Genomic DNA, 14,832 nt, shown 5'->3' with positions numbered 1-14,832 from the left:
GTACGCGGCCGTCCGGACCTTCAGCTGGCCCAGGGCGGGCTGTAGGCGAGCTTGACCCGGCGCACCGCCGGGTCCTCGCGCAGGGCGTCGAGCAGCTGCGTGCTGACCCGCACCGCGCCGGCGCCGCCGAGGTCGAGCATGCCGGCCACGCCGCCGCCGTCCTTGCCCTTCAGCAACAGGTCCAGGCGGATCGGGGTGCGCCCGGGGCGGTGCGTGGCCAGCAGCGGTTCGATGCGCTGCCATACCGGGCCGCCGCGGCCGTCCACGCGCAGCGACAGGCGCACCGCGTGGTCGGCGCACAGTTGTTCGAAATCCCAGCACTGGCGGATGCGCAGCGCGTAGCCGCCGTTGAATTCGTCCTCGCGCAGGCCGCCCTTGACCACCAGGATGCGGTCCTTGGTCATCAGGTGGCCGAACTCGGCCAGGCCGTCGGAGAAGGCGCTGCACTCGACCCGGCCCTTGCCGTCCTCCAGCTGCACGAACACCTGGCTGTCGCCCTTGCGGCGCATGCCCACGACCATGCCGGCCAGGATCACCTGCGCTTCCTGGCGCCAGCCGCGTTTCTCGCCGTCGCGCGGCGGCGGGGCCGGCGCGACCAGTTTGTCCAGCGCGCCCAGGTCGGTGCCGACCAGCTCCCTGACGTCATCGGCATACGGGTCGAACGGATGCCCGCTGAGGTAGAAGCCCAGAGTCTCGCGTTCGCCGCCCAGCAGCTGCGCCACCGGCCATTCGCGGCTTTCCGGCAGGTCCAGCTGCGCGGCGGCGTTGACCGGATCGGGCGCGCCGAACAGCGAGTTCTGGCCCGATGCCTTCTCGCGCGCCATCTGGTCGGTGGCCTTGAGCACTTCGGGCAGCTGCAGCATCAGCGAGGCGCGGTTGCGGCCGAGGCCGTCGAGCGCGCCGCACTGGATCATCGCTTCCAGGGTGCGGCGGTTGAGCTTGGCCGATTCCACCCGCGCGCAGAAATCCAGCAGCGTGGTGTACTCGCCGCCGCGCAGGCGCTCGGCCACCACCGCTTCGCAGGCGCCCTGGCCGACGCCCTTGATCGCGCCCAGGCCGTAGCGGATGGTGTCGGCGGAGGACGCCTCGAACATGTACGCCGATTCGTTGACCCGCGGCGGCTCCACGCGCAGGCCGAGGTTGCGCACCTCGGCCAGGAAGCCGACCACCTTGTCGGTGTTGTCCATGTCCGAGGACAGCGTCGCGGCCATGAACTCGGCCGGGTAGTGGCGCTTGAGCCAGGCGGTCTGGTAGCTGACCAGCGCGTAGGCGGCGGCGTGCGACTTGTTGAAGCCGTAGCCGGCGAACTTCTCCATCAGGTCGAAGATCTCGTCGGCCTTGGGGCCGTCGACGCCGCCCTTGGCCGCGCCCTCGCGGAAGATCTCGCGGTGCTTGGCCATTTCCGCCGGCACCTTCTTGCCCATCGCGCGGCGCAGCAGGTCGGCGCCGCCCAGCGAGTAGCCGCCGACGATCTGCGCCATCTGCATCACCTGCTCCTGGTACACCATGATGCCGTAGGTGTCCTTGAGGATGGCTTCGGTGCGCGGATCGGGATAGATGATCTCTTCCTGGCCGTGCTTGCGCGCGTTGAACGAGGGAATCAGGTCCATCGGGCCGGGGCGGTACAGCGACACCAGCGCGATCAGGTCCTCGAAGCGGTCCGGGCGCGCGTCCTTCAGCAGCCGGCGCATGCCCGAGGATTCGAACTGGAATACCGCGCCGGTGTTGCCGTTGGCGAAGATGTCCTTGTAGGTGGGCGCGTCGTCGAGCGGGATCGCGGCGATGTCCACCGGCGGGATGCCGGCGCGCGCATGGCGCTTGTTGATCGCCTTCACCGCCCAGTCGATGATGGTCAGCGTGCGCAGGCCGAGGAAGTCGAACTTCACCAGGCCCACTTCCTCCACGTCGTTCTTGTCGAACTGGGTGACCGGGTTCTTGCCCAGGCTGCCTTCGTCGTGTTCGGCGTACAGCGGGCAGAACTCGGACAGCGGCTCGGGCCCGATGACCACGCCACCGGCGTGCTTGCCGGCGTTGCGGGTCAGGTCTTCCAGCTGCAGCGCCAGGTCGATCAGGTCGCGGACGTCGTCTTCGTTCTGGTAGCGCTGGATCAGCTCGGCCGAGGCCATTTCCGAATCCGGCCCTTCCTTGCCCTTGCCCAGCGCGTCCTTCAGGCCGATGCCCAGGATGTTGGGGATCAGCTTGGACACGCCGTCGACCAGGCCGTACGGGAAGCCGAGCACGCGCCCGGAATCGCGCACCACCGCCTTGGCGGCCATGGTGCCGTAGGTGATGATCTGGCTGACCCGCTCGCGGCCGTACTTGCGCGCGACGTAGTCGATCACCTCGTCGCGGCGGTCCATGCAGAAGTCGATGTCGAAGTCGGGCATCGACACGCGTTCCGGGTTGAGGAAGCGCTCGAACAGCAGGTTGTATGGCAGCGGATCCAGGTCGGTGATCTTCAGCGCCCAGGCCACCAGCGAGCCGGCGCCCGAACCACGCCCCGGGCCGATCGGGATGCCCTGGTTCTTGCCCCACTGGATGAAGTCGGCCACGATCAGGAAGTAGCCGGGGAAGCCCATCTTGATGATGGTGTCGAGCTCGAACTCGAGGCGCTCGAAGTAGTCCTCGCGGGTCTTGCCCGGCGCCAGCGGGTTCTTCTGCAGGCGTTCTTCCAGGCCGTCGCGCGACTGCTTCTGGATCCAGGTGTCCAGGGTCTCGTCGTCGGGCACCGGGTAGTTGGGCAGGAAGTAGGTGCCCAGCCGCATCTCCAGGTTGCAGCGCTGCGCCAGCGCCAGCGTGTTGTCGATGGCGTCGGGGATGTCGGCGAACAGCTCGCACATCTGTTCCGGCGACTTCAGGTACTGCTCGCGGCTGTACTCGCGCGGGCGCTTGGGGTCGTCGAGTACGCGCCCGGTGGAGATGCACACCCGCGCCTCGTGCGCGTCGAAGTCCTGCGGCGACAGGAAGCGCACGTCGTTGCTGGCGATCACCGGCAGGCCGCGCTGGCCGGCGGCCATCAGCGCGAACTGGTTGAAGGCTTCCTCGCCGTCACGACCGGTACGGGTCAGTTCCAGGTGCAGGCCATCGCCGAACACGCGCTGCCAGTCGGCCAGCTGCTGTTCGGCCAGGTCATGGCGGCCTTCGCCGGCCAGGCGCCCGGCCAGGCTCTGGCGCCCGGCCAGCGCGAACAGGTTGTGGCAGCCGTCCTTGAGCCATTGCGGGTGGATGGCGACGCCGCCCTCGGGACGGTGGCCCTCCAGCCAGGCGCGGCTGAGCAGCCGCGACAGGCTCAGGTAGCCGTCGCGGTCGCGGCACAACAGGGTCATGCGCCACGGGTCGTGGCCGTCCTCGGCGATCAGCACGTCGGCGCCGGCGATCGGCTTGATGCCCACGCCTTCGGCGGCCTTGTAGAACTTCACCAGCGCGAACATGTTGTTCAGGTCGGTGACCGCAAGCGCCGGCGCCTGCATTTCCACCGAACGGCTGAGGAGGTTGGCCTGCTTGGCCTTCTTCGGATCGGCCTGGTCCGGCTTGGCCGGGACGCGGATGGTGGAGTCCACCATCGAGAATTCGGTGTGGACGTGGAGGTGGACGAAGCGGGGAGTGCTCATGCCGGATCACTGCGGTGAACGGGCAGGGTAGCGGCGGGGGCGGGAGCGGACAAGGCTTGACGGGCGGCCAATGCACCCGCGGCCGTGGCTAGGCCACGGCCAGGGCGTCGCGCACCGGTGCGAAACTGCGGCGGTGCTCGGGGCACGGGCCATGCGCGCGCAGCGCGGCCAAGTGGGCAGGGGTGCCGTAGCCCTTGTGCTGGTCGAAGCCGTACTCGGGATGGCGCAGGTGCAGGTCCAGCATGTAGCGGTCGCGGCTGACCTTGGCCAGGATCGAGGCGGCCATGATCGCGCGGTCCAGGGCGTCGCCGCCGACCAGCGCCTCGGCCGGGCACGGCAGGCCCTTGGGCACCTTGTTGCCGTCGATGCGCGCGAACTGCGCCACGTGCGCCACGCCCTGCACGGCCCGGCGCATGCCCTGCATGGTGGCCTGGAAGATATTGATGCCGTCGATCTCGGCCACGTCCACCAGCACGATGCTGTAGGCCAGGGCGCGTTCGACGATGCGCTCGAAAAGCTGTTCGCGGCGCGCGGCGGTGAGTGCCTTGGAGTCGTCCAGACCGTTGATGCGCGGCCGCTGCGGGTCGAACACCACCGCGGCCACGGCCACCGGGCCGGCCAGGGGGCCGCGCCCGGCCTCGTCGATGCCGGCATAGGGCAGGAGCCCGGGACCGGCGGCCGGGGCCGAGGGGAACAGCGGCAGGCTGCCGGTGTCGGCCTTCATCGCGGGTGCGCCTCGGGCTGCTGGCCGCCGGCTTCCGGACCCAGCAACTCCGCCACCGCGTCGGCGGCGCGTGCCGACGCGTCCTGGCGCAGCTCCAGGTGCAGGCGCCGGTAGTCGTCCTGCAGCCCCGGCACGTGGCCGGGATGCTGGAACCAGCGCAGCACGGCCGCGGCCAGGCGCTCCGGCGTGCAGTCGTGCTGGATCAGTTCCGGCGCCAGGTCGCGCCTGGCCAGCACGTTGGGCAGCGCGTAGCGGTCGACCTTGACCAGCTTCAGTGCGTGGGCGATGCGGTAGGTCAGCTCCGACACGCGGTAGCCGACCACCATCGGCCGCTTGACCAGCATGGTTTCCAGCGTGGCGGTACCCGAAGCCAGCAGCACCACGTCGGCGGCGGTCAGCGCGTCGCGGGCCTGGCCGTCGAGCACGTGCAGGCGCGCCGCCGGCAGCGCCGAGGCGGCGATCTGCTGGTCGATCAGCTGCCGGCAGCGGGCATTGGCCGCCGGGACCACGATGTGCAGGCCGGGCATGCGTTCGGCCACCTGCCAGGCGGCCTCGAAGAACGCCGGGCCGAGCCGCCCGATCTCGCCCAGGCGACTGCCCGGCAGCACCGCCAGGATCGGCGCGGTGGCGGGCAGTGCGAGCCGGGTGCGGGCATCGGCGCGGTCGCTGTCCAATGGGATCGCATCGGCCATGGGGTGGCCGACGAAGCGTGCGTCCACGCCATGCCGCGCGTAGATCGGCGGCTCCATCGGGAACAGGCACAGCACCCGGTCGGCGCTGGCGCCGATCTTCTCGGCGCGCTTCTCACGCCAGGCCCAGACCGAGGGGCTGACGTAGTGCACCGTGCGGATGCCGCGCTGCTTGAGCCAGCGTTCGACGCCAAGGTTGAAGTCGGGCGCGTCGATGCCGATGAACACGTCCGGGCGCCAGTCGAGCACGCGCTCGCGGAACGCGCGGCGCAGTTTGAGCAGGCGCGGCAGGTGACGCAGGATCTCGGCCAGGCCCATCAGCGCCAGCTCGCTGGCATCGAACCAGGTCTGGCAGCCGGCGCCGCGCATGGCATCGCCGCCGATGCCGGCGAATTCGGCGTCGGGGAAGTGCCGGCGCAGTTCGGCGATGAGGCCGGCGCCGAGCTGGTCGCCGGAGGTTTCCCCGGCCACCAGCGCGATCCGCGGGCCGCGCGCCACGCGCTCACGGGCGACGGCGATGGGTGTCCCGTCGCCGCCGTCCCCGGGCCCTGCGTGCCCGTTCCCGGTGCTGCCTTCGGCGCTCATCGCTGCAGCGGACGGTCCGCGTGTTCGATGAAGTCCAGCATCTGCCGCACGTCGTCGCTGTCCCGCGCCTGCTCGGCCAGCTGCTGCTTGGCCTCGGCCAGCGGAATGCCGGCCACGTACAGGGTACGGTAGGCGCGCTTGATCGCGCCGATACGCGCGGTATCGAAGCCGCGGCGCTTGAGGCCTTCGCTGTTGATGCCGCGCGGACGGCCGTGGCCGTCGATGCCGACCATGGTGAACGGCGGGATGTCGCCGGTCACCAGCGCGCCCATGCCGAGGAAGGCGTGGTCGCCAATGCGGCAGAACTGGTGGGCGCCGGCAAAGCCGCTGATGATCACCCAGTTGCCGACGCTGACGTGGCCGGCCAGGGTGGTGTTGTTGGAGAACACGCAGTGGTCGCCGACCTGGCAGTCGTGGGCGACGTGGGTGTAGGCCAGCAGCCAGTTGTCGTTGCCGATGCGGGTGATGCCGCCGCCGCCGCCGGTGCCGCGGTTGACGGTGACGAACTCGCGGACCACGTTGCGGTCACCGATCACCAGCTCGGTGCGCTCGCCGGCGTACTTCTTGTCCTGCGGCTCGCCGCCGATGGCGGCGTGGCCGATGAAGCGGTTGTCGCGGCCGATCCGGGTCGGGCCGTGGATGCTGCAGTGCGGGCCGACCACGGTGCCGGCGCCGATCTCGACGTCGGCGCCGATCAGGCAGAACGCGCCCACGCGGACGTCGTCGGCCAGCCGTGCCGACGGGTCGATGACCGCGGTGGGGTGGATCAGGGGGGCGCTGTCGTTCATGCGCGGGCTCCGGTCGGGATCATTCGCGGGTGCCGGCGCACAGCACCTCGGCATGCGCCACCACTTCGCCGTCCACCTTGGCCTCGCCGTAGTAGACGGCCATGTTGCGGATCACCCGCTTGACCTGCACGTGCAGCTCCAGCACGTCGCCGGGCACCACCTGCTTCATGAAGCGCACGTTGTCCACCTTGACCAGGTAGAACAGCTTGGACTGCGCGTCGCGGCCGAGGCTGAGCTGGGTCAGCACGCCGCCGGCCTGCGCCAGCGCCTCGATGATCAGCACCCCCGGCATGATCGGCTGGCCGGGGAAATGCCCCTGGAAGAACGGCTCGTTGATGGTGACGTTCTTGTGCGCGACGATCGTCCTTGCCTCGGTATCCAGCGCGACCACCTTGTCCACCAGCAGGAACGGGTAGCGGTGGGGGATCAGCGTGCGGATCGTGTTGACGTCGATGGGCAACGGCAGCGGTGAGTTCATTCCTTCTCCTTGCTCACAGCCAGGACCCGGCGCGCCAGGCTGTCCAGCTGCTTGAAGCGCGCGGCGTTCTTGCGCCACGTGCGGTTGTCGGTCAATGGGGTGCCGGACGAGTACTCGCCCGGTTCGGTAATGGAGTTGCGCACGACCGACTTGCCGGTGACGACCACGTGGTCGCAGATCTCCAGGTGGCCGACCACCCCGACCGCGCCGCCGAGCAGGCAGTAGCGGCCGATCCGGGCGCTGCCGGCGATGCCGGTGCAGCCGGCGATCGCGCTGTGCGCGCCGATGTGGCAGTTGTGGGCGATCTGCACCAGGTTGTCCAGGCGCACGTCTTCTTCCAGCACGGTGTCTTCCAGTGCGCCGCGGTCCACGCAGGTGTTGGCGCCGATCTCGCAGTCGTCGCCGATGCGCACCCCGCCCAGCTGCGGCACCTTGATCCAGTGGCCGGCGTCCATCGCCAGGCCGAAACCGTCGGCGCCGAGCACGGCGCCGGGGTGGATGCGCACGCGCTTGCCCAGGCGCACGCGGGTGACCAGGGTGACGCGGGCGACCAGCTCGCAGCCGGCGTCCAGCGAACAGTCCTCGCCGATGATGCTGCCGGCGCCGACGATGCAGTTCTCGCCGACCACGCTGCGCGCGCCGATGCTGACGAACGGGCCGATATGGGCGCTGGCGGCCACCCGCGCGGACGGGTCGATCACCGCGCTGGGATGGATGCCGGGCTCGCGCAGCGGCACCGCCTCGAAGAGCGCGCCGATCTTGGCGAACGTGGTGTAGGGGTCCTTGGCGACCAGGGCGGTGCCGGGCGCGGCCTCGGCGTCGTCGGCGCGCAGCACCACGATGCCGGCCCTGCTCTCGGCCAGCTGCGCGCGGTAGCGCGGATTGGCCAGGAAGGTCAGTTGTCCGGGGCCGGCATGGGCCAGCGTGGCCACGCCGTGGATCGCGGTGGACGGATCGCCGTGCACCTGCAGCCCGAAACGGTCGGCCAGTTCCTGTGCGGTATGGGTCGGAGTATTCACGCCGGGAGTTTAGCGTCTGGAAGTGGCGCGGTCATGCGGCAGGTGGGGCACAGGCCGCGCGCAGGCCGGCTCGGCTTGGAACCGCCGGAATGATTCTGGAGAAGAGCCCCCTTGGTAAGGGGGTGCGCCGAAGGCGGGGGGATCGGAAGGCCAGGGCGCGTCCCCAGGTTTCGCTCAGCGAAACCTGGGGTGCCCAAGGCGACGCCTTGGGCGCGCGGGCAGTTCCCTAGAACTGTCCGCCGAAGGTGAACTGCAGCCGCTCGATCTCGTCGCCTTCCTTCTTCTTGAGCGGGAAGGCATAGCTGATCGAGATCGGGCCGACCGGGGCGCGCCACAGCAGCGCGACACCGGCCGAGGCGCGCAGTTCGCCCGCGTCGAAGTTGTCGGTGCCGTTGTAGACGTTGCCGAAGTCGAGGAACGCCGACACGCGCGCCGACGGGCTGTCGAACAGCTTCGGGAAGTACGCCTCGACCGAGCCGACGGTCTTCAGCGAGCCGCCCAGCGGCTGGCCGCGGTAGTAGCCGCCGAAGATCTCCGAGCGCGGGCCCAGGGTGTTGTCGCGGAAGCCGCGCACCGAGTTGGTGCCGCCGGCGTAGAAGTTCTCGAAGAACGGCAGCCCCGACGCCTTGACCTGACGGTGCTTGGCGGTGGGGTTGGTGGCGCAGTCCACCACCTCGGTGGTGGCCGGCGTGCCCGGGACGGCCGGCTTGTCGCCATCGGCCGGGGTGCCGGGGACGGCGGGCGTCTCGAACCAGCAGATGTCGCGCACCTTGTCGTTGCCGTAGGAGTCGCCGTAGCCGAACTCGACGCGGGTGTTGATCACCAGCGACGGCATGATCGGCCAGTACTTGGAGATCTGGTAGCTGAGCTTGTAGTACTCGGCGGTGGAGCCGGGCAGGGTGGCTTCCAGGCCCAGGCGCTGGTAGGTGCCGCGGGTCGGCATGAAGTAGTCGTTGCGGGTGTCGCGCGCCCAACCCAGCTCGGTGCGCCAGGAGTGGAACGTGCGCGTGCCCATCGCATCGATGTAGTCGATGATCGACTGCGGGGTGTAGCCGCTGTAAGTGGTGATCTGGTTGCTGTCGATGCCGAACATCAGCGAGAAGCTGTCGTTCTCGGTGATCGGCACGCCGAAGATCATCTGCGCCGAGCCGTTGGTGCTGTTGTACTGGGCGGTGTTGAAGTCCGAGTAGTCCAGCTCGCGCCAGGACAGGTTGTAGCCCAGCGAGACGCCGTCGTCGGTGAAGTACGGGTTCATGTACGAGAAGCCGTAGCGCTGCAGGTAGCTGCTGCGCGAGGCCTCGACCGACACGCGGTTGCCGCCGCCCAGGAAGTTGTTCTGCGACAGCTGCACCGAGGTGGTCATGCCGTAGGACTGCGAATAGCCCAGGCCGAACACGAAGCTGCCGGAGGTGGTTTCCTTGACGTTGTAGACCACGTCGACCTGGTCGTTGCTGCCGGTGACCGGCGAGGTCTCGACGTCGACCGATTCGAAGTAGCCCAGGCGCTGCAGGCGGATCTTGGAGCGGTCGATGGCGGCCTGCGAGTACCAGGCATTCTCGAACTGGCGCATCTCGCGGCGCAGCACCTCGTCGGCGGTGCGGGTGTTGCCCTTGAACACGATGCGGCGCACCGACACGCGCGGGCCGGGCACCACCTGCATGTTGACCGCCACCGTGCGCTCGGCGCGGTTGCTGGTCGGGATCGGGTTGACCTTGGCGAAGGCGTAGCCGATGTTGGACAGGGTGTTGGTGATCGCGTCGGCGCTGAACTCCAGCAGGCCGCGCGAGAACGTGTCGCCGGCCTTCTGGAACACCATGCGCTCGACGTCTTCCTGCGGCAGGATGGTGTCGCCGGTGACCTTGATCTCGGAGATCTTGTACTGCTCGCCCTCGGTCACCCCGGCGGTGATGAACATGTCGCGCTTGTCGGGGCTGATCGAGACCTGGGTCGAGTCGACGCTGAAATCGATGTAGCCGCGGTCCAGGTACCAGGAGTTGAGCTTCTCCAGGTCGCCGGACAGCTTTTCCTTGGAATACTGGTCGTCGCGGCGGTACCACGAGGCCCAGTTGTGCTCCTTGGACTCCCAGGTATCGAGGATGTCGGCGGCCTCGAACTTCTCGGTGCCGACCAGGTTGACGTGGCGGATCTTGGCCGCCTTGCCTTCCTTGACCGCGATGGCCACGTCCACGCGGTTGCGGTCCAGCGGGCTCACCGTCGGGGTGATCTCGACGTTGTACTTGCCGCGGTCGTTGTACTGGCGGCGCAGCTCCTGGGTCACGCGGTCCAGGCTCAGGCGGTCGAAGGTGCCGCCCTCGCTCAGGCCGATGTCGGCCAGGCCCTTGAGCAGCTGCTCGCTCTTGATGTCCTTGTTGCCGGTGACCGTGAGCTTGTTGATCGCCGGGCGTTCCTTGACCGTGACCACCAGGATGTCGCCCTGGCGGTCCAGCTGCACGTCCTCGAAGAAGCCGGTCTTGTACAGGGCGCGGATGGTCTCGCCGACCTTGGCGTCGTCGACGCGGTCGCCGCGTTCCACCGGCAGGTAGGTGAAGACGGTACCGGATGAGATGCGCTGCAGGCCGTCCACGCGGATGTCGCTGGCGGTGAAGGGCTCGGCTGCCTGCGCGAGCGCGGGCGCGGCCAGACCGGCGGCGAGGGCGAGGGCAAGCAGGCGGCGATTGGGAAGTCGCGTCATGTCACGTCCGGTTGGAGTCGATTTCATTGTTGCGTGGGTGCCGGCGTATGACGACGTCAGCGGGAAAAAGTTCATCGCGGGAACAGCCCGAGGATGTCGTTGTAGAACGCCAGCCCCATCAGTCCGGCCAGCAGCGCCAGGCCGACATATTGCCCGGCGGCCATGGCGCGCTCGCTCAACGGGCTGCCCTTGAGCAACTCGATAAGGTAATACAGCAGGTGACCGCCGTCCAAGATCGGGATCGGCAGCAGGTTGATGATGCACAGGCTCAGCGACAGCAGGGCCAGGAAGTACAGGAACCAGTCCACCCCGCGCTCGGCCGAGGCATTGGCGACGCGGGCGATGGTGATCGGGCCGGAGATGTTCTTGACCGAGGCGTGCCCGGTCAGCATCCGTCGCATCATTCCCAGCGAGTCGCCGGCCAGGCGGCCGGCTTCGCGTACCGCGGCCGGCAGCGCCGCCAGCGGCCCGTACTGCTGGCGGGCGTCGTAGGCCGGCGCCTGGCCGGTGACGAAGCCCACCCCGAGCAGCCAGCGGCCGTCGCCCGGCGCCTTGCGCGGCAGCACTTCCAGGGCCATGCGCTGGCCGTCGCGTTCGACCTCGACCATGCCCGGGCCGCCGCGCTCGCCCAGTTGCTGCACCAGCGGCGCGACCTGGTCGGCGCTCTCCACGCGCTGTCCGTCGATGGCCAGGATCAGGTCGCCGCGCTGCAGCTGGCCGCTGGCGGCCGAACCCTCGGCCACCGACTCGACCTGCGCCGGCTGCAGCATGAAGCGCCAGGCCAGCCCGGCCTGCTGCGGGACCGTGCGTTCGTCGAATCCGGCCGGCAGGGTGGACAGCGGCAGCACCCGGGTGTGCGGGGTGTCCAGCGCGTCGAGCACCCGCACGCGGGCATCCTGGCGGTCCATCGCGGCCGTGGTCAGGGCCATGCTGGCCTCGGCCCAGGTCGCGACCGCCCGGCCGTCGATGTCGATGATGCGGTCGCCCGCCGCCAGCCCGGCGCTGGCGGCCATGCCGCTGCTGCGGCCGACGGTGGCCGAATAGTCCTGGCGGCCGATCACGAACATCGCCCACAGCAGCGCGATGCACAGCAGCAGGTTGGCGGCGGGGCCGGCGGCCACGATGGCGATGCGCTGCCAGACGCTCTTGTTGTTGAACGCCACGGCGCGCTCGCCGGCCGGCACTTCGACCTCGCGCTCGTCGAGCATCTTCACGTAGCCACCCAGGGGGATGGCGGCGATGACGAACTCGGTGCCGTTGCGGTTGCGCCGGCTCCACAGCGGGCGGCCGAAGCCGACCGAGAAGCGCAGCACCTTCACCCCGCAGCGGCGCGCCACCCAGTAGTGGCCGAACTCGTGGAAGGTCACCAGCACGCCGAGGCTGACGATCATCCACCACACGGAACCGAGGAAGTCAGCCATGGGCGCGGCTCGGTTGGAAGACGGGGTCAGGCATGGGGCAGGCGGGCGATGGCGGTGGAGGTGACCTGGCGGGAGCGGGCGTCGGCCGCCAGCAGGGCGTCCAGTGTATCGGCAGCCATGTCAGGCAGGGTGGACAGCGCATGTTCCACCAGCGCCGGGATCGACAGGAAGCCTATGCGGCCCTGAAGAAAGGCTGAAACGGCGACTTCGTTGGCGGCGTTCAGGATCGCCGGGGCGCTGCCGCCGGCCTCCATGGCCTGCCAGGCCAGGCGCAGGCAGGGGAAGGCCTCCAGGTCGGGCGCCTCGAAATCGAGCCGGCCCTGGGCCAGCAGGTCGAGCCCGGCCACGCCCGATTCGACCCGCCGCGGCCAGCCCAGGCCCACCGCCAGGGTGGTGCGCATGTCCGGCAGGCCGAGCTGGGCCAGGGTGGAGCCGTCGATGAACTCGACCAGCGAATGCACCAGGCTCTGCGGGTGCACCAGCACCTCGATGCGCGCCCCCGGCACGCCGAACAGGTGGTGGGCCTCGATCACTTCCAGGCCCTTGTTCATCAGCGTGGCCGAATCGACCGAGATCTTCGGCCCCATCGACCACTTCGGGTGCGCCACGGCCTGTGCCGGGGTGACCGCTTCCAGTTCGGCGCGACGCCGGCCGCGGAACGGGCCGCCGGACGCGGTCAGCAGGATGCGGCGTACGCCCGCGCCCTCGACGCTGGCGTCGCGCGAGCGCAGGCACTGGAAGATGGCGTTGTGTTCGCTGTCGATCGGGATGATGTCCGCACCGGCGGCGGCCGCTTCGCGGGTCAGCAGTTCGCCGGCCAGCACCAGCGATTCCTTGTTGGCCAGCAGCAGGCGCTTGCCGGCGCGGGCGGCGGCCAGGGTCGAGGACAGCCCGGCGGCGCCGACGATGGCCGCCACCACGGTGTCGCAGGCGTCGCCGGCGGCCAGTGCGTCGATGGCCCCGGCCCCGGCGTGCGCCTGGGTGGCCAGGCCGGCATCGCGCAGCCCGTCGCGCAGGCGCGCATACAGCGCCGGGTCGGCGATGGCGGCGTGTTCGGGGCGGTGGCTGCGGCACAGCGCGAGCAGCGCGTCCACGTTGTTGCCGGCGGCCAGCACGCTGGCGCGCATCTGCCCCGGGTGGCGGGCGATGACGTCCAGCGCGGAGGTGCCGATCGAGCCGGTGGCGCCCAGGATCGCGACCCGGCGCGGGAGAGGGAGCGGGGCGGCGGACATGTCAGAAACCGAAGATTTCCTTGCCCAGCGCGAACACCGGCAGCGCCGCGAGCACGCCATCGATGCGGTCCAGCACGCCGCCGTGGCCGGGGATCACGTTGCCCGAATCCTTGAAGCCGGCATGGCGCTTGAGCAGGCTTTCGAACAGGTCGCCGAGCACCGAGGCCAGCACCGTCGCCGTTGCCACCAACAGCAGCCAGCCGATGGCGCCGGGCTGCACGCCGGCCAGCCAGCCGAAGCCGACCGCGACGACCAGGCCGGCCACCAGCCCGCCCAGCAGGCCTTCGATGGTCTTGTTCGGGCTCACCCGTGGCGCCAGCTTGTGCCTGCCGAACGCGCGCCCGGCGAAGTACGCCCCTGAGTCGGCCGCCCAGACCACCGCCAGCGCGGTCAGCAGCCAGCGGTTGCCGTGCGGTTCGCCGGCGTGGATCAACACCAGCGCGGCCCAGGCCGGAACGATCGCCAGGGTGCCGGCGGCCAGCTTGAGCATGCGCGCGCTGCTTTCCTCGTGGGCGCCGAAATCGAAGAAACGCAGCCACAGCAGCGCCAGCAGCCAGAAGCCGATTCCGGCCAGCGTGGCCAGCTGGAACAGCACCAGGCTGCCGGCCGATGCCCACACCAGCAGCACCATCAGCAGCAGGTTCAGCACCAGCAGCACGGTGCGCGGCAGCCCATCGACGCCGGCCAGGCGGAACCATTCCCATAAGCCGGTGAGGAACACCAGCGCGGCGGCCGCGGCCAGCCATTGCGGCGGCAGCAGCAGGATCGCGCAGATGGCCGCCGGGGCCATGATCAGCGCGGCGATGACACGGGTCTTGGTCATGGGGAAACGGTCTCCGTGGCCGCCGCGGCGACCTGTGCGCTGGTCAATCCATAGCGGCGTTCGCGCCGCGCGTAGTCGTCCAGGGCCTGCTGCAGGATGCCGGCATCGATGTCCGGCCACAGCACGTCGGTGAACCACAGTTCGGTATACGCCAACTGCCACAGCAGGAAATTGCTGATGCGGGTGTCGCCGCCGGTGCGTATGAACAGGTCCGGCGGCGGCAGGTCGGCGAGCGCCACGTGGCGGCCGAGAAGGTCTTCGTCGATCTGCGCGGGCTGCAGCGCACCGGCGGCGACCTGCTCGGCGAGCAGCCGCGCGGCATGGGCGATGTCCTGGCGGCCGCCATAGCTGGCGGCGACGTTCAGGGTCATCGCGCCGTTGCCGGCGGTACGCTGTTCAGCCCGCGCCATGCGCTGGACGATGCCGGGGGCAAAACGCGCGCGGTCGCCGATGAAACGCACGCGCACGCCACGGCGGTCGAGTTCGTCCACCTCGCGGTCGAGCGCGCCCAGGAACAGCTTCATCAAGGCGTCCACTTCTTCCGCCGGCCGTCCCCAGTTCTCGCTGGAGAACGCGAACAGGGTGAGCGCGGCGACGCCGCGCTCCAGGCAGAAGTCGATGGTGCGGTTGACCGCGCGCGCGCCGGCGCGGTGGCCGATCATGCGCGGGCGGCGCCGCTGCTGCGCCCAGCGGCCGTTGCCATCCATGATGATGGCAACGTGCGCGGGCACGCCGGGTGCTGGCATGCCGTCGGGCATGACGGACGGCAC

Annotated in this window: 11 protein-coding genes; all 11 read right to left on the bottom strand. The window is 69.9% G+C overall.

What is annotated here, in order from left to right; translation table 11 throughout:
• Positions 1-20: 20 nt before the first annotated feature.
• The gene (dnaE, locus tag AC06E6_RS13975) at positions 21-3,611 is read right to left on the bottom strand and encodes a DNA polymerase III subunit alpha (protein WP_161614665.1); all 3,591 of its coding nucleotides are present in this window, start codon (positions 3,609-3,611) and stop codon (positions 21-23) included.
• Between the two features lie 88 nt (positions 3,612-3,699).
• Positions 3,700-4,335 carry a ribonuclease HII gene (locus AC06E6_RS13970; RefSeq protein ID WP_104939206.1) on the bottom strand — a complete coding sequence of 212 codons (636 nt, stop codon included), beginning with the start codon at positions 4,333-4,335 and terminating at the stop codon, positions 3,700-3,702.
• Positions 4,332-5,609 (bottom strand): lipid-A-disaccharide synthase, encoded by a 1,278-nt coding sequence (gene lpxB / locus AC06E6_RS13965; RefSeq protein WP_478061722.1) that lies wholly within the window; start codon positions 5,607-5,609, stop codon positions 4,332-4,334. The genes AC06E6_RS13970 and lpxB overlap by 4 nt, the downstream gene beginning before the upstream one ends.
• On the bottom strand, positions 5,606-6,397 hold the full coding sequence (gene lpxA / locus AC06E6_RS13960) for an acyl-ACP--UDP-N-acetylglucosamine O-acyltransferase (RefSeq protein ID WP_161614663.1): 792 nt from the start codon (positions 6,395-6,397) through the stop codon (positions 5,606-5,608). Before lpxA ends, lpxB begins: the two co-directional genes overlap by 4 nt.
• 19 nt (positions 6,398-6,416) lie before the next feature.
• Positions 6,417-6,875, bottom strand: a complete 459-nt coding sequence (gene fabZ / locus AC06E6_RS13955; RefSeq protein WP_104939203.1) for a 3-hydroxyacyl-ACP dehydratase FabZ — start codon at positions 6,873-6,875, stop codon at positions 6,417-6,419.
• The gene (lpxD, locus tag AC06E6_RS13950; RefSeq protein WP_104939202.1) at positions 6,872-7,894 is read right to left on the bottom strand and encodes a UDP-3-O-(3-hydroxymyristoyl)glucosamine N-acyltransferase; all 1,023 of its coding nucleotides are present in this window, start codon (positions 7,892-7,894) and stop codon (positions 6,872-6,874) included. The genes fabZ and lpxD overlap by 4 nt, the downstream gene beginning before the upstream one ends.
• Before the next feature lie 226 nt (positions 7,895-8,120).
• The gene (gene bamA / locus AC06E6_RS13945; protein WP_240211789.1) at positions 8,121-10,586 is read right to left on the bottom strand and encodes an outer membrane protein assembly factor BamA; all 2,466 of its coding nucleotides are present in this window, start codon (positions 10,584-10,586) and stop codon (positions 8,121-8,123) included.
• A gap of 71 nt (positions 10,587-10,657) precedes the next feature.
• Positions 10,658-12,007 carry an RIP metalloprotease RseP gene (gene rseP / locus AC06E6_RS13940; RefSeq protein WP_161614660.1) on the bottom strand — a complete coding sequence of 450 codons (1,350 nt, stop codon included), beginning with the start codon at positions 12,005-12,007 and terminating at the stop codon, positions 10,658-10,660.
• A gap of 26 nt (positions 12,008-12,033) precedes the next feature.
• Positions 12,034-13,239, bottom strand: a complete 1,206-nt coding sequence (locus AC06E6_RS13935; protein WP_240211790.1) for a 1-deoxy-D-xylulose-5-phosphate reductoisomerase — start codon at positions 13,237-13,239, stop codon at positions 12,034-12,036.
• A 1-nt stretch (position 13,240) separates the two neighbouring features.
• Entirely contained in the window at positions 13,241-14,062 is an 822-nt protein-coding gene (locus tag AC06E6_RS13930; RefSeq protein WP_161614658.1) for a phosphatidate cytidylyltransferase, read from the bottom strand.
• Positions 14,059-14,808: a polyprenyl diphosphate synthase gene (gene uppS / locus AC06E6_RS13925; RefSeq protein WP_427851927.1), complete on the bottom strand. Its 750-nt coding sequence runs from the start codon at positions 14,806-14,808 to the stop codon at positions 14,059-14,061. The genes AC06E6_RS13930 and uppS overlap by 4 nt, the downstream gene beginning before the upstream one ends.
• Between the last annotated feature and the right edge of the window lie 24 nt (positions 14,809-14,832).

Source organism: Stenotrophomonas sp. Steno-Z10-HUANG (assembly GCF_056393075.1).
This window is presented reverse-complemented; position numbering and strand designations above follow the sequence as displayed.